22 protein-coding genes and 1 tRNA gene are annotated in these 23,401 nt (G+C 64.7%); 11 read left to right on the top strand and 12 right to left on the bottom strand.

The window, feature by feature from the left end; genetic code table 11:
* Window positions 1-29 precede the first annotated feature (29 nt).
* The 4 genes from H9Q75_RS06590 to H9Q75_RS06575 all read left to right on the top strand — a co-directional run bounded on the left by H9Q75_RS06590 (window position 30) and on the right by H9Q75_RS06575 (window position 5,196).
* Window positions 30-1,424: a sodium-dependent transporter gene (locus H9Q75_RS06590; protein ID WP_186565376.1), complete on the top strand. Its 1,395-nt coding sequence runs from the start codon at window positions 30-32 to the stop codon at window positions 1,422-1,424.
* 141 nt (window positions 1,425-1,565) lie between these two features.
* Window positions 1,566-3,005, top strand: coding sequence for an FAD-dependent oxidoreductase (locus tag H9Q75_RS06585; protein WP_186565375.1), 1,440 nt, complete (start codon window positions 1,566-1,568; stop codon window positions 3,003-3,005).
* A gap of 131 nt (window positions 3,006-3,136) precedes the next feature.
* Window positions 3,137-4,477 (top strand): MurT ligase domain-containing protein, encoded by a 1,341-nt coding sequence (locus H9Q75_RS06580; protein WP_186565374.1) that lies wholly within the window; start codon window positions 3,137-3,139, stop codon window positions 4,475-4,477.
* The gene (locus H9Q75_RS06575) at window positions 4,474-5,196 is read left to right on the top strand and encodes a hypothetical protein (protein ID WP_186565373.1); all 723 of its coding nucleotides are present in this window, start codon (window positions 4,474-4,476) and stop codon (window positions 5,194-5,196) included. Before H9Q75_RS06580 ends, H9Q75_RS06575 begins: the two co-directional genes overlap by 4 nt.
* Window positions 5,197-5,246: 50 nt before the next feature.
* Here the strand turns inward: H9Q75_RS06575 and H9Q75_RS06570 are convergent, their stop codons facing one another.
* Window positions 5,247-6,329 (bottom strand): hypothetical protein, encoded by a 1,083-nt coding sequence (locus H9Q75_RS06570; RefSeq protein ID WP_243200711.1) that lies wholly within the window; start codon window positions 6,327-6,329, stop codon window positions 5,247-5,249.
* Window positions 6,330-6,424: 95 nt separating this feature from the next.
* Here H9Q75_RS06570 and H9Q75_RS06565 point away from each other — a divergent pair, with 95 nt between their 5' ends.
* A complete protein-coding gene (locus tag H9Q75_RS06565; RefSeq protein WP_186565372.1) occupies window positions 6,425-6,679 on the top strand; it encodes a GIY-YIG nuclease family protein in 255 nt (84 codons plus the stop codon).
* Between the two features lie 60 nt (window positions 6,680-6,739).
* Here the strand turns inward: H9Q75_RS06565 and H9Q75_RS06560 are convergent, their stop codons facing one another.
* The 3 genes from H9Q75_RS06560 to H9Q75_RS06550 are packed head-to-tail and all read right to left on the bottom strand — an operon-like array spanning window position 6,740 to window position 9,172.
* The gene (locus tag H9Q75_RS06560) at window positions 6,740-7,615 is read right to left on the bottom strand and encodes an anti-sigma-I factor RsgI family protein (protein ID WP_186565371.1); all 876 of its coding nucleotides are present in this window, start codon (window positions 7,613-7,615) and stop codon (window positions 6,740-6,742) included.
* A complete protein-coding gene (locus H9Q75_RS06555) occupies window positions 7,608-8,198 on the bottom strand; it encodes an RNA polymerase sigma factor (RefSeq protein ID WP_243200710.1) in 591 nt (196 codons plus the stop codon). Before H9Q75_RS06555 ends, H9Q75_RS06560 begins: the two co-directional genes overlap by 8 nt.
* Before the next feature lie 59 nt (window positions 8,199-8,257).
* Window positions 8,258-9,172: a selenium metabolism-associated LysR family transcriptional regulator gene (locus H9Q75_RS06550; RefSeq protein WP_186565370.1), complete on the bottom strand. Its 915-nt coding sequence runs from the start codon at window positions 9,170-9,172 to the stop codon at window positions 8,258-8,260.
* 75 nt (window positions 9,173-9,247) lie between these two features.
* On the opposite strand from H9Q75_RS06550, the gene selD reads away from it, so the two are divergent.
* From selD to H9Q75_RS06530, 4 genes are all read left to right on the top strand, one after another.
* Window positions 9,248-10,291 carry a selenide, water dikinase SelD gene (gene selD, locus H9Q75_RS06545; RefSeq protein WP_186565369.1) on the top strand — a complete coding sequence of 348 codons (1,044 nt, stop codon included), beginning with the start codon at window positions 9,248-9,250 and terminating at the stop codon, window positions 10,289-10,291.
* A 207-nt stretch (window positions 10,292-10,498) separates the two neighbouring features.
* Window positions 10,499-11,575, top strand: coding sequence for a YedE family putative selenium transporter (yedE, locus tag H9Q75_RS06540; RefSeq protein WP_186565368.1), 1,077 nt, complete (start codon window positions 10,499-10,501; stop codon window positions 11,573-11,575).
* Window positions 11,576-11,587: 12 nt separating this feature from the next.
* Entirely contained in the window at window positions 11,588-11,794 is a 207-nt protein-coding gene (locus H9Q75_RS06535; protein ID WP_186565367.1) for a sulfurtransferase TusA family protein, read from the top strand.
* Window positions 11,794-12,036: a putative Se/S carrier protein gene (locus H9Q75_RS06530; protein WP_186565366.1), complete on the top strand. Its 243-nt coding sequence runs from the start codon at window positions 11,794-11,796 to the stop codon at window positions 12,034-12,036. Before H9Q75_RS06535 ends, H9Q75_RS06530 begins: the two co-directional genes overlap by 1 nt.
* Window positions 12,037-12,089: 53 nt before the next feature.
* On the opposite strand, the gene H9Q75_RS06525 is transcribed toward H9Q75_RS06530, so the two are convergent.
* From H9Q75_RS06525 to selA, 6 genes are all read right to left on the bottom strand, one after another.
* Window positions 12,090-12,509, bottom strand: a complete 420-nt coding sequence (locus H9Q75_RS06525) for a YjdF family protein (RefSeq protein ID WP_186565365.1) — start codon at window positions 12,507-12,509, stop codon at window positions 12,090-12,092.
* Between the two features lie 278 nt (window positions 12,510-12,787).
* Window positions 12,788-13,177: a hypothetical protein gene (locus tag H9Q75_RS06520; RefSeq protein ID WP_186565364.1), complete on the bottom strand. Its 390-nt coding sequence runs from the start codon at window positions 13,175-13,177 to the stop codon at window positions 12,788-12,790.
* Between the two features lie 19 nt (window positions 13,178-13,196).
* A complete protein-coding gene (locus H9Q75_RS06515; RefSeq protein WP_186565363.1) occupies window positions 13,197-13,481 on the bottom strand; it encodes a GNAT family N-acetyltransferase in 285 nt (94 codons plus the stop codon).
* Window positions 13,482-13,506: 25 nt separating this feature from the next.
* A tRNA-Sec gene (locus tag H9Q75_RS06510) sits at window positions 13,507-13,602 on the bottom strand.
* 10 nt (window positions 13,603-13,612) lie between these two features.
* Entirely contained in the window at window positions 13,613-15,457 is a 1,845-nt protein-coding gene (selB, locus tag H9Q75_RS06505) for a selenocysteine-specific translation elongation factor (protein ID WP_186565362.1), read from the bottom strand.
* A complete protein-coding gene (gene selA, locus H9Q75_RS06500) occupies window positions 15,454-16,845 on the bottom strand; it encodes an L-seryl-tRNA(Sec) selenium transferase (protein ID WP_186565361.1) in 1,392 nt (463 codons plus the stop codon). The genes selB and selA overlap by 4 nt, the downstream gene beginning before the upstream one ends.
* A 208-nt stretch (window positions 16,846-17,053) precedes the next feature.
* Between selA and H9Q75_RS06495 the strand changes: the two genes are divergently transcribed.
* Entirely contained in the window at window positions 17,054-18,490 is a 1,437-nt protein-coding gene (locus H9Q75_RS06495; RefSeq protein ID WP_186565360.1) for a 4Fe-4S dicluster domain-containing protein, read from the top strand.
* A gap of 46 nt (window positions 18,491-18,536) precedes the next feature.
* Here H9Q75_RS06495 and H9Q75_RS06490 read toward each other — a convergent pair whose 3' ends face one another.
* Window positions 18,537-19,856, bottom strand: a complete 1,320-nt coding sequence (locus H9Q75_RS06490) for an MATE family efflux transporter (protein WP_186565359.1) — start codon at window positions 19,854-19,856, stop codon at window positions 18,537-18,539.
* A gap of 168 nt (window positions 19,857-20,024) precedes the next feature.
* Here H9Q75_RS06490 and H9Q75_RS06485 point away from each other — a divergent pair, with 168 nt between their 5' ends.
* Entirely contained in the window at window positions 20,025-21,242 is a 1,218-nt protein-coding gene (locus tag H9Q75_RS06485) for an NADP-dependent isocitrate dehydrogenase (protein WP_186565358.1), read from the top strand.
* A 77-nt stretch (window positions 21,243-21,319) separates the two neighbouring features.
* Here the strand turns inward: H9Q75_RS06485 and rnr are convergent, their stop codons facing one another.
* Complete coding sequence (rnr, locus tag H9Q75_RS06480; protein ID WP_186565357.1) at window positions 21,320-23,392, bottom strand: ribonuclease R; 2,073 nt, start codon at window positions 23,390-23,392, stop codon at window positions 21,320-21,322.
* Between the last annotated feature and the right edge of the window lie 9 nt (window positions 23,393-23,401).

Below are 23,401 nucleotides of genomic sequence, written 5' to 3'. Positions count from 1 at the left end.
GGTTGGGAATAGTTAAGGGAGGTTATGGTTTGAAGGAAAGAGAGACATTTGCATCACGGCTGGGCTTTGTGCTCATTTCCGCCGGGTGTGCCATCGGCCTGGGCAACGTGTGGCGCTTTCCCTACATTGTAGGGCAGTACGGCGGTGCGGCCTTTGTGGTAATTTATCTGGTGTTTCTGGTCATCATGGGCCTGCCTATTATGGCCATGGAGTTCTCCGTGGGCCGTGCCAGCCGGCAGAGCATTGCCACGTCGTTCCAGACGCTGGAGCCGAAGGGAAGCAAGTGGCACTGGTACAGCTGGTTTGGCATGGCCGGCAACTACATGCTGATGATGTTCTATACCACTGTGGCAGGCTGGATGGTCTACTATTTTGTCAAGATGGCCCGGGGAGACTTTGTGGGGGCGGATGCGGCCGGCGTGGAGGAGCAGTTCGGCGCCCTGATGGGGGAACCGGTGACCATGCTGATCTTTATGGTCCTGGTGGTGCTCCTGTGCATGGGCATCTGTGCCCTGGGCCTGCAGAACGGCGTGGAGCGCATCACCAAGGTGATGATGCTCTGTCTGCTGGCGATTCTGATGGTGCTGGCAGTGCGGGCGGTCACCCTGCCCGGCGCCGCGGCGGGCCTGGAGTTTTATCTCAAGCCCAATTTTCACAACCTGATGTACGACGGGGAGGGGAATGTCCGCCTGGGAGAGGCAATCTTCGCCGCGATGGGACAGGCCTTCTTTACCCTCTCCCTGGGGATTGGCGCGATGGCCATTTTCGGCAGCTATATCGGAAGAGAGCGTCGCCTGATGGGAGAGGCCATCAGCGTCGGCATTCTGGATACCTTTGTGGCGTTTGTGGTGGGGCTGGTGATCTTCCCCTCCGCCTTTGCCTTCGGCGTCACGCCGGACGCGGGGCCCAACCTGATCTTTATCACGCTGCCCAATGTATTCAACGCCATGCCCGGCGGGCGGCTATGGGGCGCACTCTTCTTTGTGTTTATGTCCTTTGCGGCGCTGTCCACGGTGATCGCCGTGTTCCAGAATATCATCAGCTTTGCCATGGATAAGCACGGCTGGAGCCGCAAAAAATCAGTACTGGTGAATTTGACGGCCATTTTTCTGCTGTCCCTGCCCTGTCTGCTGGGCTTTAATCTGTGGTCGGGGTTTCAGCCCCTGGGCGCGGGCAGCACGGTGCTGGATTTGGAGGACTTTATCCTCTCCAACAATTTGCTGCCCCTGGGGTCGCTGGTCTATCTGCTTTTTTGCGTCTCCCGGCGGGGATGGGGCTGGGACCGCTTTCTGGGGGAGTGCGATGAGGGCGAGGGGCTGCGCTTTCCCCGAAGGGTGCGCTTTTATATGACCTGGGTTCTGCCCTTTATCGTGCTGTTTATTTTTGTGATGGGCTATTGGGAAAAATTCGGGCCCAAGGGCTAAACACAAGAGGATGGCAGGGCGGCAAGCGAATTCGCTTGCCGCCCTGTTTTTAGAAGTGTTTCGGGAAAGAGCGGTCGCCGACGGGGTAAAGGGAGGAATAAACCCCGTTTTCCTGCAAAAGCTGTTCCAGAGGTGAAGCATATGCAATCGATTTGGAGCAAAACGGCGGAGCTGCCGCCCCACCCGCCCCTGCCGGGGGATCTGAAGGTGGAAGCGGCGGTGATCGGCGGGGGGATGGCGGGGATACTCACCGCCTGCCTGCTGCAGGAAAAGGGCGTGGAGAGCGTGGTGCTGGAGGCGGAGCGCATCGGCGGCGGCCAGACGAAAAACACCACGGCGAAGATCACGTCCCAGCACGGGCTGATCTACGCCGCGCTGACAGAAAAATTCGGCCAGGAGCTGGCGGGACAGTATGCCCGGGTCAGCCAGCGGGCGGTGGAGGAATACTGCCGCCTGACGGAGGATTGGGGCGCGGCGTGCCAGCTGGAGCGCTGTCCGGCCTATCTCTACTCCACTCAGAGCGAGGACGCCCTGCTGGAGGAGGCCCACGCGGCCCAGAGCCTGGGTCTGCCGGCGGAGTTTACCCTGGAGACCGAGCTGCCCGTTCCTATCAAGGGCGCGGTACGCTTTGACGGACAGGCCCGCTTTCACCCGCTGCGCTTCCTGGAGGAGGCGGCCAAGCGGGTGACGGTATATGAGCAGACCCGGGCGCTGGAGGTCCAGGGGGACGAGATTCGGACGGACCGGGGGACGGTGCGGGCAAAACACATTGTCTTTGCCACCCACTTTCCCTTTGTCAACTTCCCGGGGTATTATTTTCTGCGGATGCACCAGGAGCGCAGCTATGTGCTGGCCCTGGAAAACGCCCTCCTGCCCCAGGGACTGTACTATGGCGTGGACCCGGACGGCCTATCCCTGCGCCAGGCGGAGCACTGCCTGCTGCTGGGGGGCGGCGGGCACCGCACCGGGGAAAATTCGGCCGGAGGGCGCTACCGCCTGCTGCGCCGGGAGGCAGAGCGGTATTGGCCCCAGAGCCGGGAGGTGGCCCACTGGTCCGCCCAAGACTGCATGCCCATGGACTCGGTGCCCTATATCGGCCGTTACGCATCGGACCGGGAGGGGTGGTATGTGGCCACGGGCTTTCGGAAGTGGGGCATGACCGGCTCCATGGCCGCGGCCATGCTCCTCAGCGACCAGATTGCCGGGCGGGAGCATCCGGATCGGGCGGTGTTTTCACCTCAGCGCTTTGACCTGCCCGCCAGCGCCAAAAGCCTGATGGCCGACGGCAAGCAGACGGTGAAGGGGCTCTCCCGGCAGCTATTCGCCAAGGGCAGGGCCCTGGCGGAGGAGCTGCCTGCCGGCCACGGAGGCGTGGTAGAGCTGGACGGGGAAAAAGTGGGCGCCTACCGGACGGAGAGCGGAGAGCTGTTCCTGGTGTCCACCCGCTGCCCCCATCTAGGCTGCCAGCTGGAGTGGAATCCGGACGAAAAGAGCTGGGACTGCCCCTGCCACGGCTCCCGCTTCGACTACCGGGGAGAGCTGCTCAGCGGCCCGGCCCAGATCCCCCTGGAACGCAATTGACACAGGCCCCCGGAGAAGAGGAGAACTCTTTTTCCGGGGGCCTGCTTTGGCCCGTTGCAAGATGCGGGGAAATGTGCTATTCTGTTAGCAATTCATGGAGCGGCTTTGATTCGCCCCCAAGGAGTCTGCATATGAAACTCATTGCGATTTTGGCCTGCAAGCTGCTGCGCTTCGCAGGCAAGCTCATGGGCAAGGGCAGCAGCCTGCCCGGGCGGGTAGCCCTGAAGCTGGACCCCAACATCCTGCAGAAGCTGACCCTGCCCGACCGCATCCTGGCGGTCACCGGCAGCAATGGCAAGACCTCCACGGTGGAGATGATCGCCCATGTCCTGCGGGAAAACGGGCTGAAAGTTTCCTACAACAAGGAGGGCTCCAACCAGATCGAGGGCGTGACCACGTTCCTGCTCTCCGACTGCACCCTGGGCGGCAGGGTGCGCAGCGACGTGATCCTGCTGGAGAGCGACGAGCGGTTTGCCCGGCATACCTTCCGCCATTTCCGCCCCACCCACTACGTGATAACCAATCTCTATCGGGATCAGCTCACCCGAAACGGCCACCCGGAGTGGATTTTTGACATCCTCCAGGACAGCATCCACCCGGGAACGGAGCTCATCCTCAACGCGGATGACCCGCTGGTGTCCTGCTTCCCCATGGGGCGGGACAACCCGGTGGTGTGGTTCGGGGTGGACCGGCTGCCCTTCTCCGAGGAGACGCCCTCCGGCCGCTACCGGGACGGGGCCTACTGCCCCCACTGCAAGGGCCCCATGGAGTACGATTTCTGCCATTACAACCACATCGGCTCCTACCGCTGCCCCGCCTGCGGCCATCACCGGCACGAGACCAAGTACGCGGTCACCCAGGCCAGCCTGGCGGAAAAGTACCTGGTGCTGGACGGAGAATACCGGGTGGACATGTCCTTCGCGGGCATTTACCATATGTACAACACCCTGGCGGCCTACGCCGCCTGCCGGGAGCTGGGGCTGGAGGGGGAGGCCGTCGCCCGCGCCCTCAGCGGCTACGCCCTGCGCAGCGGCCGCATCGTCTCCTTCCGGGCCGGAGACCGGCCGGGCACTCTGCTGGCCTCCAAGCACGAGAACTCCGTCTCCTACGACCAGTCCATCCGCGTGGCCGTGGGGGACGGCCGGGACGTGACGGTGCTGGTCCTGGTGGACGCCATCAGCCGCAAATATTTCACCAGCGAGACCTCCTGGCTGTGGGACATCGACTTTGAGCGGCTCTCCGCCCCGTCGGTGAAGCAGATCGTCCTGGCCGGCCGGTACTGCTGGGACTTGGCCGCCCGCTTTGACTACGCCGGCATCGACCCGGAGCGCATCCACATCGAGGCGGACGTCGGCCGGGCCGTGGACTGGCTGGGCGCCAACGCCGCGGGCTATATCTACGCCATCACCTGCTTCTCGGACAAGGACAAGCTGCTCTCGCGGGTGGAGCCGGAGAGGGAGGGACAGGCATGAAGATCCTCTATCTGTATCACGATTTAATGAACCTCTATGGGGAGAGCGGCAACCTCCGCGCTCTGGAGCGCCATCTGGCCGACCAGGGGGAGGAAGTGTCCGTGGACCGCAGGACCCTGGGGGACGCGCTCTGCTTTGACGGGTACGACTTTCTGTATATCGGCGCCGGGACCGAGCGCAGCCAGAAGGCGGCGCTGGAGCACCTGCGCCCTTATGCCGGGGCGTTGAAGGAGGCTCTGGACGGCGGGATGCACGCCCTGCTTACCGGAAACGCCGCCTCCATGGCGGGCCGGGAGATCGTGGACGGGCTGGGTAAAATCTGGTCCGGCCTGGGCCTGCTTGACTTCACCGCCCGGGAGCAGGCCGGCGTGCGCTACACCGGAGACGCGGTCGCCGCCTTCCCGGAGATCGAGCCGCCTCTGGTGGGCTTTATCAACAAATGCGACGATTGGACGGGAAGGGTCCCCCCTCTCTTTCGGATGGTGATGGGCCGGGGCAACCGCGGGGAGGGTGGAGACGAGGGCTTCCGCCAGGGCACCCTGCTGGGCACGCACCTGATCGGCCCGGTGCTGGTGAAGAATCCGGCCTTTCATGCCTGGCTTGTGGGCCGGATGCTGGGGCGGGAGCCGGAGCCGGTGTCCTACCCCTATGAGGAAAAGGCCTGGAAGGTGACGTATGAGGCGCTCATGGCCCGCAGGGATGTGCCGTCGGAGACATAGAGAAAAGGCCCGCGCCGGGACAGGCGCGGGCCTTCTTTCCGCGGGTAGGGCTACGCCCGCGCCAGCAGCTCCGCCGCAATCTCATCCGCGGTGCGGTATACCCCGTCAAAGTCCACGTGGGGGTTGTAGAGTGCCTCCAGGTCGTCGTGTATGGCCTTGGCCTGGGCTAGGGACTCCACCCCCTCCTCCACCAGGGCGGCGGATACCTTGCGGGAGAATTTCAGCCTGGCCTTGTTCCGATGCAGCAGCTCCGGATCGGCCATGGCGTCAATGCGGATGCGCCGGTAGGGGTGCTTACCCCAGGGCAGGGCGGGGGAGACAGACAAAAAACCCAGAGACAGAGTGGGGATGAGCAGGTGCTCCATGCGGTCCGGCGCCATGGGGGAGGGGCACACGATCACATCATACCCGGCGGCCATGGCCCCCGCGGCCAGATGGGTGAGCATGTTGTGGGCCAGCCCATAGGTGTCGGCGAGCTCATAAATACGCCGGCAGAGCACCTCCGCCGTGGTATAATTGCAGACAGGGCCCTGCCAGGTGACGGCGCCCAAAAAGCGTTGTACCGCCCGGCCCGGCTCCCGGCCGCTCTTCTTCACCTCCCGGGAGAGAATGCCCTTGGCCCGCTTGGCCATTTTGGCCTCCAGCGCGGGGGTGAGCAGGATGGCGCGCATGTCCTCGCCAATCTGAGCCGCTGCATTCAGACAGCGGTAGGCCCGGCTGTAACAGCCCTTATAGCCGCTCATGCAGGCCATAATGTCCCCTTTTATGGTCTTCAGGGCCGGGGTATCATAAAACTCTCCCAGGTTTACATAGCGTTCCGCAGCGCCGGGAAATTTTGGCTCCAGCACGTGGGGCGCGGTGGCGTCTGCAATGGCCGCGCCCAGAGCGGGAATGCGGATGGCATCCAGAGAGTCCGGATCGCCGGAGCACTGGATGTACTCCACCTCCAGACCCTGGTCGGACAGGGTGCGCGCCACCCGGCGCATCAGTGAGGATTTGCCGCAGCCCGGCCCACCCTTTAAAAGAAAAAGATCCTCCGCCTGGGCGGGGTCGATGAGCTGATCGTAAAGGGAGTAGAATCCGCTGGGGGAGTTGGCCCCCAAATAAAAGCGCACGTCAGGTTCCGCTGCCATAATTGACCCTCCAAGAATTCAAATTGCTCAATCCCAGGGTATGCGGCGGCAGGGGCGGGGGTGCGTCCCCAAAAGACAGGAATGGGAGGAAAATCATGGCCTATTGGGTTTATATTCTCCGCTGTGTGGACGCAACCCTTTATACAGGGATCACCAACGACCTGGAGCGGAGGCTGGCCGCCCACAACAGCGGGCGAGGCGCCAAATATACCTGCGGCCGCTTCCCGGTGGAGCTGGTCTACCGGGAAGCGGCGGAGGACAAACCGGCGGCGCTGCGACGGGAGTGGGAGATCAAGCGGCTCAGCCGTGCGGAAAAGCTGGCCCTGATCGCAGGAAACCCGCCGGAGTAACCAACGCGCCCCTGTTCCCGGCGGAAAACCGGAAACAGGGGCGCGTTGGTTGACAGGAGCTTAGTCGTCCTCGTCATCATCCTTGTCCTCGTCCTCCTTGTCGTCATCCTCGTCATCCCAGTCCTCCCGGGGCCCATGGGAGGGAGTATGGGGAACAGACGGGGAAGCCGACTCTCCTTCGGAGGAGGACAGCCAGGCGGAGCGGTCCACCGAGAGCTCATCCTCGTCCACAGTGAGCGCCAGCCGGCCCAGCTCCTCCAGGGAGAGGGCGGAGAGACGCTCCGGGCTGGTTTCCAGCTCGTCGGCCAGAAGAAGAATCAGCCGCCGACGGCCGGTGCCGTCCTCCTCATCGTCGCCCAGCTCAAAGCTCTGTCGCAGGACCGTGAGGGGCGTTTGCGCGCTGTCCAGTTCGTCCCGGATGCGGCGGGACAGCTGACCGGCCAGCAATGCGGCGTCGTCCCCGTCCCGGGCGGCCACGGATACCAGCACTGTGGTTTCTGTGCCCGGGGTCAGATAGCCGCCGTCTGACGCAGCTCGCAGCAGATCTGCGGCAGTATCCTCTGCCGTCCAGCCCCGGTAGTCCCGTCCCTCCAGAAGGGTCTCAGCCTCCTGATTGCCGCCGGTGACGGAGCGCACGCCACGGGGGCCCACGAGAATGGAGAAGCTGGGGTTGATGTCCAGAGTGATTGCCGCCTGGATCCGACCGGCAGAGCGATACCAGAGCAGACCGCCCAGCACAACCACGGCCAGGCAAACAAACGCCAGAAGCATACGGCCTCCGGGACCGCGCCGCCGGGGGGGAGGTGTCCGGGGCGGCATGGTAACCGCGTCGTGCACCTCCATCCGGGGTACGGGTGTGTGCCACAGAGCTTGGGCATCCGGCTGAGGTAGGCGGTCCACCGCGCGGTTGAGCCGCTGCTTGAGCTGTTTATCCATGGAGAGCACCCCCTTCCGAGAGAATATGCCGGAGTTTTTTCAGCGCCCGGTGGTAGCGGGTGAGCACCGTGCCCAGGGGCAGGCCCAGGTCCTGGGCGATCTCCCGGTGCTTCAGGCCGGAGACCACGTGGAGCAGCACCACTTGCCGGTCCAGCTCTTCCAAGCCGTCCAGGGCCGCCGTTAGGGCCAGCCGGTCACTGGGGTCCTCCAGATAGGCGCAGCCGGGGCCGTCTGCGCTGAAATATTCTTCCGCAGAGACGCTGCGGCCTGATTGGCGTAGCAGGCTGTTGGACAGATTGCGGGCAATGGTGAACAGCCAGGCCAGAGGCTTGCCCTGGGGTTGGTACAGATGGGCGCTGGCGCGTACCTTCAGATAGGTCTCCTGGGTCACGTCCAGGGCGTCGTGGGGGTTCTTCAGCAGAGAGAGGGCAAAGGTGTACACCGCCCGCTCGGTCTGGCGGTAAAGCGCCTCAAAGGCAGCCTGGTCTCCCTGCCCGATGCGGGGAAACAGGGCTTCGTCCACTGGAGCCTGGCGGCTCCGCTCCACAAGCGCGCCGCCCTCTATTGCCATGGCGAAAAGCAAGGAAGCCTCCTCCTTTCGATCCCTTTCAGTTTGATAACGCCCGGTGTGGGCGTTTTATTTCACCGCGATGTGTCGTTTGCTTGAAAAAAGCCGGGCAGCGCTTCCAGTAGCATGGCCGCGGCGGGGGAAACCGGACCACTCTTTCGGTGCAGCAGGTAGAAGGTCCGGTCCAGAAAGGGACTCGCGTAATCAAAGGCCAGGAATCGGCCCGCCCGGATCCCTTCCTGGGCGGCATAGCCGGAGACGATGGCCATGCCCAGCCCGTGGGCCACCCCCTGGAGGATGCTCTCTGTGCTCTCCAGCTGGGCGGCCAGGGGGAGGGAGCGGGGGTCCAGGCCGATGCTGCGCAGGAATTCCTCTCCCCGCCGACGGGTGCCGGAGCCGGGCTCCCGCACCAGAAAGGGGGCCCGGCGGAGGACTTGAGGGGTTATCACCCCGTTCAGCGCCCGGTATTCCGCCGTGTTCGGGGTGAGAATCACCAGCCGCTCTGTGAGAAAGGGCGCGCAGGCCAGACCGGGCCGGGCCGCCGGGGAGCCTACCACGGCCACCTCTGCGCTGCCTTCGCTCAGCCACTGTACCGCCTGGGCGCTGTCTCCCTGCCGTACCTGGAAGAACACCTGGGAATACTGCCGGCGCAACAGAGGAAGGATTTGGGGCAGCAGATACTGGGCTGGCACGGTGGAGGCGGCCACGCACAGGGTCCCCGTTACCTCTGCTGCGGCGGCGCGGGCCTCCTGCTCGGCCCGGCGGCACAGGGACAGGATCTGGGATGCATATCGCTCCAGCACCGCGCCCGACGGGGTCAGGCGCAGGGCCTTGGTGGAACGAACCACCAGACGCACCCCCAGCTCCTGCTCCAGGGCGCTGATATGGGCGCTCACGGTGGGCTGGGTCAGATAGAGGGCCTCGGCGGCCTTGGAGAAGCTGCGCAGGGCGGCCACCTGGATAAAAATTTCCAGCTGTTTGAGCTGCATAGGGGTTCCTCCCGATTGCCTTTTTCGCAGAAATGGGGTACACTGTGGATAATCAAAATGCAGGGGGGTGAAGAGATGCCGTATGAAAAGCTGCGCCTGACCGCCATGACCGCGGCCGGTGGGTGAGGGGCAAAGATAGGGCCGGGTGTCCTAAGGAACGTGCTGTCCGGGCTGCCCCGGAACAGCGATCCCAACCTGATGGTTGGCTTTGACTCCAGCGACGATGCGGCAGTCTACCGGATCAGCGACGAGCTGGCCATGATCCAAACGGTGGATTTCTTCCCGCCCGTGGTGGACGACCCCTATACCTTTGGCCAAATCGCGGCAACCAACGCCCTTTCAGACGTGTACGCCATGGGCGGCACGCCCAAGCTGGCCATGAACCTGCTGGCCTTCCCCTCCTGCCTGCCCCTGGACGTGGTGGGTGCCATTTTGGAGGGGGGGGCGTCCAAGGTGACGGAGGCCGGGGCGGTCATCGCCGGCGGCCACAGCATCGAGGATCAGGAGCCGAAATACGGCCTGTGTGTCACAGGCTACGCCCACCCCAAGGCCATTCTCACCAATTCCGGCGCGCGGGAGGGGGACCTGCTGGTGCTCACCAAAGCGCTGGGCACCGGGATTCTTTCCACCGCCGCCAAGGCGGAACTGCTCACGCCGGAGGAGTACCGGGAGATGGCCGGGCTGATGACCACCCTGAACCGGGCGGCGGCGGAGGCCGTGGCCCCGGTGGAGGCCCACGCCTGCACGGACGTAACGGGCTTCGGCCTGCTGGGCCACCTGAAGGAGATGGCGGAGGGCTGCGGCAGCAGCCTGGAACTTTGGGCGAGGGCGATCCCCATCGTGCCCAAGGCGCTAGAGCTGGCCCGGGACGGGATCATTCCCGGCGGGGCCTACCGGAACATGGATTTTGTGGGGGACGACGTCCAGGCGGACGGGGCGGTGCCCCAGGAAATCCTGGACGTGCTCTACGATCCGCAGACCGCCGGCGGCCTGGTGATCGCGGTGCCCGAGGCGCGAGGGGCGGAGCTGCTCTCCCGCCTGAGCGACGCCGGCGTGCCCGCCGCGGCCATCGGCCGGGTGGGTCCCAGGGGGGAGCGTCTGCTGCGCGTCAAACCATAAGCTGGAGCGGAGGCCCGGGCGGATAAAGCCCGGGCCTCTGTTTGTCCGGGATAAATTCAGTATACCGTATTTTATAGAAAAAACAAATAAAATTCAGTGATAATATCGAAAAAGAAGATTTCCTTTTTCTCTTGCTGTGGTCTACAATCAAGGAGAAGGTGGGCCGGCGGGTCATGCCGGACGCGACAGCGAGAGGAGAAAAGAGAGATGGAAAAAATCAAAAGTCATTTGGGCATTATCCTGACCGGCTTGATTGTGGGCGCCGTGTCGGTGGTGCTGGTGGCCTTCGGCAACCCGCTGAACATGGGCTTCTGCATTGCCTGCTTTCTGCGGGACATCGCGGGGGGCGTGGGCCTGCACCGGGCGGCGGCGGTGCAGTACATCCGGCCGGAGATCATCGGCCTGGTCTTGGGCGCGCTGATTATGGCGCTGGCGGGGAAGGAGTTCAAGGTGCGGGGCGGCTCGTCCCCCATGGCCCGGTTCGTGCTGGGCTTCTGCGTGATGGTGGGGGCGCTGATGTTCCTGGGATGTCCCCTGCGCATGGTCATCCGCCTGGGAGGCGGGGACGGGAACGCCATTCTGGGCCTGATCGGCTTTATCCTGGGTATTTTCATCGGCACTCTGTTTTTGAAGAAGGGATTTTCCCTGAAAAAATCCCAGCCCCAGAACAGGGTGGAGGGGACCCTGATGCCCGCTGTCGCGGCGGCACTGCTGGTGCTGGTGGCCGCGGCCCCGGCCTTCCTGTTTTTCTCGCAGGAGGGTCCTGGCTCTATGCGCGCGCCTTTGCTGCTGGCCCTGGCGGGCGGCCTGATCGTGGGCGCCCTGGCCCAGCGGACCCGCCTGTGCATGGTGGGGGGCATCCGGGATGTGATGCTCTTTCGGGACTGGCACCTGCTCATGGGCTTTCTCGCGATTTTCGCCGCCGTGCTGGTGGGCAATCTGATTGTGGGCGCCGCTGGCGCGCGGGGCGGCTTTACCCCTGGCTTTGCGGGGCAGCCCGTGGCCCACACCGACGGGCTGTGGAACCTGCTGGGCATGGTGCTGGTGGGACTGGCCTCCGTGCTGCTGGGCGGCTGCCCCCTGCGGCAGCTGATCCTTGCCGGCAGCGGCAACAGCGACTCCGCCGTGGCCGTGCTGGGTATGGTGGTGGGCGCGGCCTTCTGCCATAACTTTGGCCTGGCATCTTCTGCCGAGGGACCTACCGGCGCGGGGAAGATCGCCGTGCTCATCGGCCTTGCGGTGGCCGCCGCCATCGGCGGGCTGAACCTGAACCGGAAAAAATAAGGAGGAAGCGCTATGAATCAGATCGATGCCCGGGGCTATTCCTGTCCCGAACCCGTATTGATGACCAAAAAGGCCCTGAAGGAGCTGGGTAAGCCCCTCACGGTGCTGGTGGACAGCGAGACCCCGCTGCAGAACATCACCCGTTTCGCCCGGAACAGTGGCCATACGGTGGCCAGCCGCAGCCTGGGGGACGAGGAATATGAGATTGTGATCTCCTGATGGAACAGATCGCCACTTTTCACACCCATTTTGGGGCCCTGAGCTTCCAGCGCCGGCTGAAGGCGCTGGGGGAGGACGGAGTGATGGCCCCGGTACCCCGGAAGCTCTCCGCCTCCTGCGGCACCTGTGTGCGTTTTACCCGTCCCTTCGATCCGGCCGCCTTGTCGGACGAGGATCTGGAGGCGGTGTACGCTGTGGAGGCGGGCGGCTACCGTCTGCTGTTTGAAAACGAAGAGGCATAACAAGCGCCCCGCTCAGAAACAGGGGACGTAAAAGGAGAAGCATAGGGGGCAGATTAGTGCCCCCTATGCTTCTCCTTGCGCTTCTCCTGCCGGAGCTCAAACTGGCGCTGTTCCTCGGCTTCACGCCGATGCCTTGATCTGGCCCTGCGCTCCAGCCTGCCCTGCTCCTGCAGGAGCTTCAGGGCCTGTTGGGCTTTGGTGCCGATCCCGGTGCTCTGGGTCGCCCTATGGGCCTGGCGCTGCATGCGCTTCGGATTTTTCCGGCGCTCATCCCTGGAAGCGCCTTCAATGCTCGGGCTGAAGCGGAGGGTGCGCCAGTGGTCGAGAAAATATTGGTAGACCTCTTGGTCCTTTGGCTCTGCGCCGAAGATGATCCTGCACACCTCATACTTTCCGCCCCATTGGCGCTCGTACAGACCTGCCCAAAATGGCTCCTCAAAAAACACCGTTAACTTTGCCTTGCCCTGATTCATACCGGTTCCTCCTTAAATGTGCTGACAGGCAAAGAACGGACAACCAAGGAGGCAGGTTACTGACGGCTTTCACCGCTCCCGGACTACCGACCGGGACGTGTTTTTATCTTTGCCTCCCTATTTTAACCCATTTCATGGCCCTGTCAAGCCATCAGATCGGACACGTCAGATCTGTATTTATCGCGCGGCTAAAGACCATAAAAACATCCTGCCCCATGAAATGAACGGGCAGGATGTTTTTGATCCAAGGGCCCCGCTCAAACGAGGGGGGCCCTTGTTTACGTTGCCGGGAGGCCGGTCTCCACCTGTTGGAACTCCCTGGCCGCGAGGATGGCAGAGGCCAGGGCGCGGAAAGCGGTGGAACGCTCCTTCAGATCGCCGGTCAAGGCCTCTGCCCGGCACATGAGCTCCTGGAGCACAGGCAGCTCCTGCTGAAGAAACAATTCGCAGAGAAAGCGCTTCATTCGTCCGTTGCTGTACCGTTCCAGCGCCTTGGTGAGCAGGTGTGCGCGCTGTACATAGTCCGCATGCCACGCCTCAAAGCCAGAGGAGGCCACGGCGGCGCAGGTCCGCTGATTGGCCCGGCCGGTGTTCAAGTCGCGGAAGCCGCCCATCCTTCCCAGACGGGCGCAGGGCATTCCGAAGTAGCCGTAGGGATATTCCGCCAAAGGTTTGCCTCTCGTAAGTCTAACACGCTTGCCCGGACAGCAGGTCGGCCTGCTCCGGGTGCTTGGCAAACCACTTTTTGGCATAGGAACAGGAGGCTATGGCCTTCAGACCCCGGGCGCGTACCTGCTCGGCGGCCGCCTGGGCCAGCTGGGCGGCAACCCCTTGGCCCCGCAGGGAGTCGTCCACGAAGGTGCGGTTGATGTCCACCACGCCGTCGCCGCAGGCCGGAAAGGTGATCTCTGCGATGAGCGTGCCGTCCGCAGCCTGGGCAAAGATACGGTTGGCTTCTTTCTGAAATTCCATGGCTGTCGCTCCTTTTTCATCAAAATGGCGAGGGCGGGTGTGGATCGAACACACCCGGGCGGGAACGCCGCCCGCAGCGGTTTTGAAGACCGCGGGGTCCACCAGGCACCCTTCCGCCCCCATGGCGCGGGTCAGCAGAACACCCGCGCATCCCCGGTTTTCCGGGTAATTCCTAGCTTATCCCAATATTCCGCAAAAAGCAAGGCGTATTTCCGGCTGACGCCCAGCTGGTCCCGCACCTGAGCCAGGGTAAAGGGGGCGGCGCCGAAACGGAGGCGCAGGGCGGCCAAGGCTTCGGCGGCCGCCGGGGCATGCACCCGGTATTGGGGAGAGAGGACGGCCAGCGAGCCCCGCTGGGTCAGGGCGCGGACTGCCCGGCGGAAGGCCGCCGGGCCGGCAGGGAATTGCCCCTCCAGCTCCCGGTCGGAGGGGGGACACAGCCCGGCGGAGACATAGCGCGCAAGGAGCGACGCCTCCTCCGGCCCACCGGAGGGCAGCGTCCCGGGCAGGTAGAAGCCGCCTTCCGCCTGCTCCAGGCGCAGGCAGCGGGTCAGCCGGGCCAGAAAGGCGGTCCCGCCCTCCGCCCCGCCGGGAAAGAGCCGGGCCAGCAGCGCCCCCTGGTTCAGGCCGGGCTGTTCGGTCAGCAGGCTCCGGGTCTGTGCCTCCAGGGCCTCCAGAGTCTCATATCCCAGCACATGTCCCCCCGCCTCCGCCGCATGCACCCGCTCCAGCAGACCGGGCAGGGCCTCCGGCTCCAGCCGGGCGTCCCGGACCAGGTTCTCGACGGGGAGGGGGATCGTCCCGGCCCGCTTCAGCAGCAGAGCGGCCCGGGCCTCCGGGGCGCCCCGGGCCAGCGTTTCCAGGGCCTGTGTCCGCTCCGACGCGTTCCGGCCCCGGAGGGGCGGGGCCAGGTCCAGTAGCACCCCGCCCCCCAGCGTGACCTCCGGGGAGAAAAAGCGGACCACGAAGCGGTCCCCCGGCAAGGCGGCCAGGGGGCGGGGCAGGCGCAGCTGGGCAAAGCCGGACTGCCCCGGTGTCAGCTCGTCCCGCCCGAGGAGGACGCAGCGGCACACCATGGACCGGGCCCCGTGGTACAAGTGCAGTTGTGCGTTGTGCTTCACCCCGAAGGGGGCGTCGGGCAGGAGAGTCAGGGATACGTCTGCCCGATTGGTGAGGACCAGGGAGCCGGGGGTGGCCAGGGTGTCCCCCCGGCGCACCTGACCGGACTTGATCCCCGCCAGATTGACCGCCGTCCGGCTGCCCGGCTCCAGCCGCTCTGCAGGCTGTCCATGCCTCTGGAGCCCTCGGACCCGGGCGGAGATCCCCGCCGGGTAAACCGTGAGGACATTGCCCCGGGCCAGGGGACCGCCGGTCAGGGTGCCGGTGACCACGGCGCCGCTGCCTTCCACGGAGAAGGAGCGGTCCACGTTCAGGCGGAAGGGACCCTGCTCCGGCGGCGCGCTCCACTGGTCCGCCAGGGCGGCCAGCTGCTCCCGCAGGGCCTCCATGCCCTCCCCCGTGGCGGCGGACACGGCCAGAACAGGCGCATCCTCCAGAAAGGTGCCCTGTGCCGCGGCGCGGACCTGGGCTTCGGCCTGGGCCAGGCGGCGTCCGTCCACCCGGTCGGCCTTGGTGAGGACCAAAACGCCCCCCCGTATCCCCAGCAGGGAGAGGATGGCCAGGTGCTCCCGGGTCTGGGGCATCACCCCCTCGTCGGCGGCGATGACCAGCAGCGCCAGATCTATCCCCGATGCACCGGAGAGCATGGTGGGCACAAATGCCTCATGGCCGGGCACATCCACAATGCTGGCCGGCCGTCCGCCGGGCAGAGGAAGGGGGGCAAAGCCCAGCTCAATGGTCAGGCCCCGTCGCTTCTCTTCGGTCAGCCGGTCGGTGTCCACCCCGGTGAGGGCCCGGGTCAGGGCGGTCTTGCCGTGGTCCACGTGCCCGGCGGTGCCGATGATGAGGGGCCTCACAGCTGCTCCACCGGAGTGCGGCCGGCCAGGGCGCGGACAATCTCCTCCTCATCCCCGGGCAGCAGGGTGCGCACGTCCAGCAGCAGCGCGCCCCTGTGGAGCCGACCCAGGATGGGGGGGCAGTGGGCGCGCAGGGCACGTTCCAGGGCCTCCGCATCTCCGTCCGCGGGGCGCAGCTCCACCGCGGCGCCGGGCAGGGCTACGCCGGGGAGGGCGCCTCCCCCGGCCTCCCCCGCGCTCTCTACGGCCCGGACCGCGCACCAACCGGCGCACAGGGGGGCCAGCCGCCCGGCCAGGGCCTCCGCCCTGGGCCGCAGCTGGGCCAGCCCGGCAGAGAGCATGGCGGGTCCGGGGAGGGCGGCGCGCCCCTCCGGGTCGGTCCAGGCACGGAGGGTGACCTCCAGGGCGGCCAGAGAGAGCTTGTCGATACGCAGGGCCCGGGCCAGGGGATCGGAGCGCAGCCGGTCGATGTACTCCTTACGGCCGGCTAGAATGCCGGCCTGGGGTCCGCCCAGCAGCTTGTCCCCGGAGAAGCACATCACGTCGGCCAGGCCCGCCGTCCCGGCGGCGGTGGGGTAATCCGGGGGCCAGGGGCCGTCCCCGTCGGGCGCGCCGCTGCCCAGATCACACAGCACAGGCACGCCGTGCCGCCGGGCCAGAGCGGCAAGCTCCGCCAGCGGCACCTCCTCCGTGAAACCCACCACCTTGAAATTGCTGGGGTGTACCTTCAACAGTACCTGGGCTGTCCCGGCGGCCAGGGCCCCCTCGTAGTCGGACAGGCGGGTCTTGTTGGTGGTGCCCACCTCAACCAGGCGCACACCGCTGCGGGCCATGATGTCCGGCATCCGGAAGGAGCCGCCGATTTCCACCAGCTCCCCCCGGGAGAGGGCGACCCCCTTGCCCGCAGCCAGCACACAGAGCATCAGCAGCACCGCTGCGGCGTTGTTGTTGACCACCAGGGCGGACTCCGCTCCGGTGAGGGCGCAGACGAGCTCCTCCACATGGGCGCCTCGGCTGCTCCGGCACCGGCTGTCCAGGTCGTACTCCAGGTTGGTGTAGTGCGCCGCCGCCGCACAGGCCGCCTCTGCCGCGGCCGGACTCATGGGGGCGCGCCCCAGGTTGGTGTGGAGCACCACGCCGGTGGCGTTAATCACCGGGCGCAGACTGGGGCGGGAGAGGGTCTGCGCCCGGACCAGCACGGCGCGGGCAATCTCCTCCATGGACGGCGCGGGGGCCGGTTGGCCGGACTGGATGCGCCGGCGCAGAGCGTCCAGCTCCGACCGGGCGGCGGCCTTCAGGGCGGCGCGGGGCAGACCGCTGCCCGCCAGAAGGGGCTGCGTCAGCAGCACGTCCATTTTTGGCAGATGAGAGAGCAGTTCCTGGTTCATAGGGGCCTCCTCGGAAAAGAGAATCTGTGCTGCTATTGTACCACATTTCCCAGAACTGTTGGGTATAAACCCGCGCGTTTTCCAAAATAGCCGGGGAAATTCTGAGAAAGCAAGAAATCCTTACAATTGACAGAAGGAGCGGAAACGAGATACAATAACCATGTTAAAAATATAACAAAAACTGTGACGGCGCGGAAGGAGTGCTTTTATGCGGGTATTTGAGACCAGCGTACAGGAACTGAAGAACGATGTGCTGGTGGCCGTGGCCCGCCAGGCATGGAAAAACAATCTGCAGATGGGCGTACTGGATATTCCGGAGGAGATTATCCCCGGACCGGAGGCCCTGATGCGCTGCTGTATTTATAAAGAGCGGGCCATCATTTCCCAGCGGGTGAAGGTGGCCATGGGCGGGGACCAGACCAGTCCCAGCATGGTGGAGGTGCTCCCCATTGCCTGCGACGAGTGCCCGGTGACGGAGATTGCCGTGGGGCCTGCCTGCCGGGGCTGTATTGCCACCCGCTGTGTCCATACCTGCCCTAAGGACGCCATCACCATCGTCAACCACCGGGCAGTGATCGACCACAGCAAGTGCATCTCCTGCGGCCGATGTGTCAGCGCCTGCCCCTATGGCGCGATTGAAAAGCATCAGCGCCCCTGTGAGCGCAGCTGTAAGGCCGGGGCCATCTCCATGGGGGAGGACAAGAAGGCCTCTGTGGATCCCTCTAAGTGTACCTCCTGCGGCGCCTGTGTGTACCAGTGCCCCTTCGGCGCCATTATGGACAAGTCCTATATTGTGGACACGATCGCCATGCTTCAGGGAGCGGAGCGCTGGAATTACCGGGTGTATGCCGCCGTGGCGCCCTCCATTGCCGGGCAGTTCGCCCCCGCTGAGCTGGGACAGGTGGTCACGGGGCTGAAGATGCTCGGCTTCCACGATGTGGTGGAGGTGGCGCTGGGCGCCGACATGACCGCTAAGCAGGAGGCGGAGGAGCTGGTGGAGAAGGGGATGCTGGCCTCCTCCTGCTGCCCGGCCTTTGTGGAATTTGTGGAGAAGAATTTTCCGGAGCAGGCCCACCTGATCTCCGCCACCCCCTCGCCCATGGTCATGGCGGCCCGCCATCTGAAAAAACAGGACCCGGCGTGCAAAGTGGTCTTTATCGGCCCCTGTGTGGCCAAGAAGAAGGAGATTAAGCTGGGCAAGACCATGGGGGCGGTGGATTGCGCCCTTACCTTTGAGGAGCTGTACGCTCTGTTTGAATCCAGGGACATCGAAGTATCCCAGCTGGAGGAGGCGGAGCTGGATCAGGCCAGCGGCTTCGGTCGCAGCTTTGCCCGCAGCGGCGGCGTGAGCGCGGCTGTGGCCGAGGTGCTCAAGGAGCAGGGCGCGGATTTCACCCTCAGGCCCATGCCCTGCAGCGGACTGGACGCCTGCCGGGTGGCATTCCTGAAGGCCGCCAAGGGCGTTGGAGACTTCAATTTTATTGAGGGCATGGCCTGTGAGGGCGGCTGTGTTCAGGGGCCGGCCCAGCTGATCCGCAGCCCCAAGAACCAGGGGGATGTGGACCGCCATGCCAAACAGGCGGAGGGGCGTACCATCGCCGCCGCGCTGGAGTGCGCGGGAGAGAGCGCCAAGGTGGGTAAATGACGCATAAAAAGGACCGCTTCCGGAGAAGCGGTCCTTTTTTAATATTTCAGGGGTGATTTTTCCAGAGCTTGCGGCGCACCCGCAGCAGGAAACAGACAACCCGCACCACCCAGTCGCACACCATGGCGATCCATACGCCGATCACGCCCAGACCAAAGTGGACGCCCAGCACATAGCTGAAGCCCAGCCGCACAGCGGCCATGGAGGCGATGGAGACCACCATGGGCAGCTTCACATCGCCGGCGGCCCGCAGGGCGTTTGGAAGCGTAAAGGAGGCGGGCCAGAGCACCATGCCGCAGCCGTTATGGATGCAGATGAGCAGGAACGCGCAGCGGTAGGCCTCCGGGGAGAGGTTGTAGACCCGCAGGATCAGGGGAAGGGCCAGCAGCAGGGGAATGTCAAGGGCGATCATGCACCCGTAGGCCAGCTTCATCAGCTTCTTGGTGTACAGCCGTACCTGGTCCCAGTTCTCTGCGCCCACGCATTGACCGACCACGGTAATGAGAGCCAGACCGATGGCTTGGGCGGGCAGAATCCCGAAGGCGTCGATGTTGTTGGCCACGGCGTTGGCGGCAATCTGGGCGGTGCCGAAGGTGGAGATCATACTCACCAGCAGCACACGGCCCAGCTGGAACATGCTGTTTTCCAGGCCGTTGGGGACCCCGATGCGGAGGATTTTCCCCATGATAGGCGGCTCAAAACGAAAGCGGAGCAGGTGCTGCACGCGCACAGGGTTATGGACGGAGTGGAGCAGGGCCAGCATAATGACCGACGCCACGGCCCGGGAGAAGAGAGAGGGCAGGGCTACTCCGGCCACGCCCATGTGGAACCCATAGACCAGAAGCGCGTTGCCCGCCACATTCAGGCCGTTCATCAGGGCGGAGACATACATGGAGGCCCTGGAGTTGCCCATGGCGCGCAGCAGGGCCGCGCAGGCGTTGTAAATGGCGATAAAGGGATAGGACCAGGCGGAGATGACAAAATAGGTGACCGCGCCCTCCATCACCGCCGGCTCCACCCGGCCAAAGAGAAGGCCCAGCAGGGGAGTTTTAAAGCAGAGCACCAGGGCCATCACGGCCAGGGAGATGGCGCAGACGATGTACAGAAGCTGATTGGCCACCCGACCGGCCCGGTCCAGGTCCTGGGCGCCGATGGCCTGGGCGGCCACCACGGCGCCGCCGGTGGCCAGGGCGGAGAACACATTGATGATCAGTACGTTGATCAGATCCACCAGAGCTACGCTGGATACCGCTGCCTCCCCGGCGGAGGATACCATCATAATATCCGCCATGCCCACCAGAACGGCCAGGAACTGCTCAATCACCAGAGGAACAATCAATTTTTTCAGGGAACGGTTGTCAAACACGGATGCGCATCTCCCAATCATCTGTCTCGTTTCAATAGAATACTGCGCCGGTAAGGAAAAAGCAATTGTGGAAACTGTGAAAAAACGGCCGCTCCCTTGCCTTTTTACAGGGAAACGAGTATAATAAAACATCCTTTGAGAGAGCAAACGTGCTTAGGAGGCCCGTACATGGAAAAGATTCAAATGACCACTCCCCTGGTGGAGATGGACGGAGACGAGATGACCCGTATCCTGTGGAAGGACATCAAGGACGTGCTGCTCCTTCCCTATATTGAGCTCAAGACCGAATATTACGACCTGGGTCTGCCCGAGCGGGAGCGCACCGCCGACCAGGTGACGGTGGATTCCGCTGAGGCAACGAAAAAGTACGGCGTGGCCGTCAAGTGCGCCACCATCACCCCCAACGCCCAGCGGTTGGATGAGTATAACCTGACCGAAATGTGGAAGTCCCCCAACGGCACCATCCGGGCGATCCTGGACGGCACCGTGTTCCGCGCCCCCATCATGGTCAAGGGCATCTCTCCGGTGGTCAAGACCTGGAAGCAGCCCATTACCATTGCCCGTCACGCCTATGGCGACGTCTATCGGGCCACGGAGTACCGGGTGCCCGGCCCCGGCGTGGCGGAGCTGGTGTTCTCCGGCGCCGACGGAAAGGACTTCCGCCAGACCATTTACAATTTCGAGTGCGCCGGTGTGCTCCAGGGCCAGTACAATAAGGACAGCTCCATCACCTCCTTTGCCCGCTCCTGCTTCCAGTACGCCATTGACACCCGGCAGGACCTGTGGTTCTCCACCAAGGACACCATTTCCAAAAAGTACGACCATACCTTCAAGGACATTTTCCAGGACATCTACGACGCCGAATATAAGGACCAGTTTGAGCGCCTGGGCATTGAATATTTCTATACCCTCATTGACGACGCGGTGGCCCGGGTGATCCGCTCCCAGGGCGGCTTTATCTGGGCGTGCAAGAACTACGACGGCGATGTGATGAGCGATATGGTCTCCACCGCCTTCGGCAGTTTGGCCATGATGACCTCTGTGTTGGTCTCACCCGACGGCAAGTATGAGTACGAGGCGGCCCACGGCACGGTGACCCGCCACTACTACCGCTATCTGGAGGGGGAGAATCCCTCCACCAACCCCATGGCCACCCTCTTCGCCTGGACGGGCGCCCTGGCCAAACGGGGCGAGCTGGACGGCATTCCCGCCCTGGCGGACTTTGCCCGCAAGCTGGAGCGGGCCAGCATCGCCACCATTGAAAGCGGCGTTATGACCAAGGACCTGGCCGGGCTGTGGGAGGGAGCGGCTCCCGCCAAATCGGTGACCACCGCCGAGTTCCTCCAGGCCATCAGGGAGAATCTGGACAAGGCCCTGGCTGGATAAATACAGATGAAAACGCGCGCCGCCCGGCATCCTGCCGGGCGGCGCGCGTTCTTGTCTGCAGGTATTTTGGACGGGGCTCAGCGACGCTTTCGCCCCCTGCGGCCCTTGGGCACATGCATGGCCCGTCCCCGCCGCTTCTGCGCGGGCAGGGGGGCGGACTTCTTCTCCCGCCGGCCCGGGGACGGGCGGGGCGCCTCTGATCCGGCCAGACGGAAGTCGATCTGCCCGCTGCCCGGGTCGGCGGCGGCGCACAGGACCTCCAGAGGCATCCCAAAGGAGAACGCCGCGCCCGTCCGCTCTCCGGTGAGGCACATGCGGGTCTCGTCATAGTGATAGGCGTCGTCGGGAAGGACCTCTGCGGGGAGCAGCCCCTCCACACCATTTTCCAGCATAATGAACAGCCCGAAGCGGGTCACGCCGGACACGGCACCGGGGAAGGTCTCCCCCACATGCCCGGCCATATATTCGGCCATATAGCGCTTTTCGATCTCACGTTCAGCGGCCTGGGCGGCCAGCTCCCGCTGGGAGGACTGTACCGCCGCCTTTTGGGCCGCGGCGGCCAGCTTCTTCTCCGTGCCACCCCTGAGTCTACCCTCCAGCAGGGCGGTGAGGATGCGGTGGACCATCAGGTCGGGATAGCGGCGGATGGGGGAGGTGAAGTGGCAGTAGTACTCCGCGGCCAGGCCGAAGTGACCCAGGTTGGCGGCGTCGTACCGGGCCTTCATCAGGGAGCGGAGCACCATGGTGGACACCGCCGGCCCCTCCTGCTTGTCCCTGACCTGCTCCAGCAGCTTCTGCAGGGAGAACTGGTCAGCCTGGCGCAGGGTATAGCCCAGGGGGGCGAGCATGGCGCGCAGGGTCTCCGTCTTATCCGGGGAGGGCTTCTCATGGACCCGGTAGACGGCGGGCTTTTCCAGCCGGTTCAGATGCTCGGCCACGCACTCGTTGGCGGAGAGCATAAAGGATTCAATGAGCCGCTCGCTCACCCCCTGGCGGCGGGTGCGCACCTCCACCGGCGCGCCGGACCCGTCGCAGACGATATAGCTCTCGCTGCTCTCCAGATCCAGGCTGCCCCGCAGCTTCCGGCGGCGCTCCAGCACCCCGGCCAGGACGGCCATGTCCTTCAGCATGGGCAGAATCCGGGCGTACCGCTCCCCCAGGGAGGGAGACTCCGCCAGGCGCTCCGGGTCCAGCAGCACGTTGCAGTCCTCATAGGTCATGCGCTCTGCGGTGCGGATGACGCTCTTTACGATGGTATGCCCGACCACAGCCCCATCCGCGTCCAGCGTCATCAGGCAGGACAGGGTCAGCCGGTCCACCTGGGGGTTGAGGGAGCAGATGCCGTTGGAGAGCTGCCTGGGCAGCATGGGCACCACCTGGTCGGCGAAATACACGGAGGTCCCCCGCTCCCAGGCCTCCAGGTCCAGGGGAGAGCCCGCCGGCACATAGTGGCTCACGTCCGCGATATGGACTCCCAGCACCCGGCGGCCCTCCTCGTCCCGCTCCAGGCTCACCGCGTCGTCCAGATCCTTGGAGGAGGCCCCGTCAATGGTGATGACGACTTTCCCGCGCAGGTCCAGCCGCCCGTCCAGGGCCTCCGGCGGTACGGACTGGGGGGCCTCCTCGGCCTGAGCCAGCACCGCCGCCGGAAATTCCGGGTCAATTTCATAGTTGTAGAGGATCGCGGCCACGGCGGCCTGACGGCTGCCGTCCCGGCCAAAGACCTCCCGCAGGGTGCCCATGGGCGGATGCTTGGCGCTGCCGAAGCTGGTCATGGCCACGGCGGCCTTGTCGCCCGCCCGGGCCCGGCTGCCCTTTCCGACCACCTGAATGGGGCCGGGGAGGCGGTCGCTGTCCGGCTGGAGCCAGGTCTCCCGGTTGTGCTTGTGGATGACGCCGGTGACGGTTCGGTTGGCCCGTTCCAGCACGCGGATCACCCGGGCGGCGCGTTTGGCCCCCTCCCCGGCCGGCACCTTTTCAGGCAGGACGGTCACCTTGTCCCCGTTCCAGGCGCCGCCCTCCGCTCTGGGCGGGATGAAAAAGTCCGCCTCCCGGCCGGCCGATCCCTCCGGAGTCACAAAGCCAAAGCCGCGGCTGGCGGCCTGGTATACGCCTGTCACCGTCCCAGCGGGCTGTTTTTCATTGGTCATAACACGAAT

It is taken from the genome of Lawsonibacter celer, from assembly GCF_014281125.1.
In the GTDB taxonomy this organism is placed as follows: Bacteria; Bacillota; Clostridia; order Oscillospirales; family Oscillospiraceae; genus Lawsonibacter_B; species Lawsonibacter_B celer.
This window is presented reverse-complemented; position numbering and strand designations above follow the sequence as displayed.

Bases quoted from the DNA above. Each gene is read 5' to 3' on its own strand.
- yedE (WP_186565368.1), top strand. From the start codon at position 10,499: ATGGAAAAAATCAAAAGTCATTTGGGCATTATCCTGACCGGCTTGATT.
- H9Q75_RS06575 (WP_186565373.1), top strand. From the start codon at position 4,474: ATGAAGATCCTCTATCTGTATCACGATTTAATGAACCTCTATGGGGAG.
- H9Q75_RS06550 (WP_186565370.1), bottom strand. From the start codon at position 9,172: ATGCAGCTCAAACAGCTGGAAATTTTTATCCAGGTGGCCGCCCTGCGC.
- H9Q75_RS06515 (WP_186565363.1), bottom strand. From the start codon at position 13,481: ATGGAATTTCAGAAAGAAGCCAACCGTATCTTTGCCCAGGCTGCGGAC.
- rnr (WP_186565357.1), bottom strand. From the start codon at position 23,392: ATGACCAATGAAAAACAGCCCGCTGGGACGGTGACAGGCGTATACCAG.
- H9Q75_RS06530 (WP_186565366.1), top strand. From the start codon at position 11,794: ATGGAACAGATCGCCACTTTTCACACCCATTTTGGGGCCCTGAGCTTC.
- H9Q75_RS06570 (WP_243200711.1), bottom strand. From the start codon at position 6,329: ATGGCAGCGGAACCTGACGTGCGCTTTTATTTGGGGGCCAACTCCCCC.
- H9Q75_RS06495 (WP_186565360.1), top strand. From the start codon at position 17,054: ATGCGGGTATTTGAGACCAGCGTACAGGAACTGAAGAACGATGTGCTG.
- H9Q75_RS06565 (WP_186565372.1), top strand. From the start codon at position 6,425: ATGGCCTATTGGGTTTATATTCTCCGCTGTGTGGACGCAACCCTTTAT.
- H9Q75_RS06580 (WP_186565374.1), top strand. From the start codon at position 3,137: ATGAAACTCATTGCGATTTTGGCCTGCAAGCTGCTGCGCTTCGCAGGC.
- H9Q75_RS06560 (WP_186565371.1), bottom strand. From the start codon at position 7,615: ATGGATAAACAGCTCAAGCAGCGGCTCAACCGCGCGGTGGACCGCCTA.
- selA (WP_186565361.1), bottom strand. From the start codon at position 16,845: ATGAACCAGGAACTGCTCTCTCATCTGCCAAAAATGGACGTGCTGCTG.
- H9Q75_RS06535 (WP_186565367.1), top strand. From the start codon at position 11,588: ATGAATCAGATCGATGCCCGGGGCTATTCCTGTCCCGAACCCGTATTG.
- H9Q75_RS06525 (WP_186565365.1), bottom strand. From the start codon at position 12,509: ATGAATCAGGGCAAGGCAAAGTTAACGGTGTTTTTTGAGGAGCCATTT.
- H9Q75_RS06585 (WP_186565375.1), top strand. From the start codon at position 1,566: ATGCAATCGATTTGGAGCAAAACGGCGGAGCTGCCGCCCCACCCGCCC.
- H9Q75_RS06485 (WP_186565358.1), top strand. From the start codon at position 20,025: ATGGAAAAGATTCAAATGACCACTCCCCTGGTGGAGATGGACGGAGAC.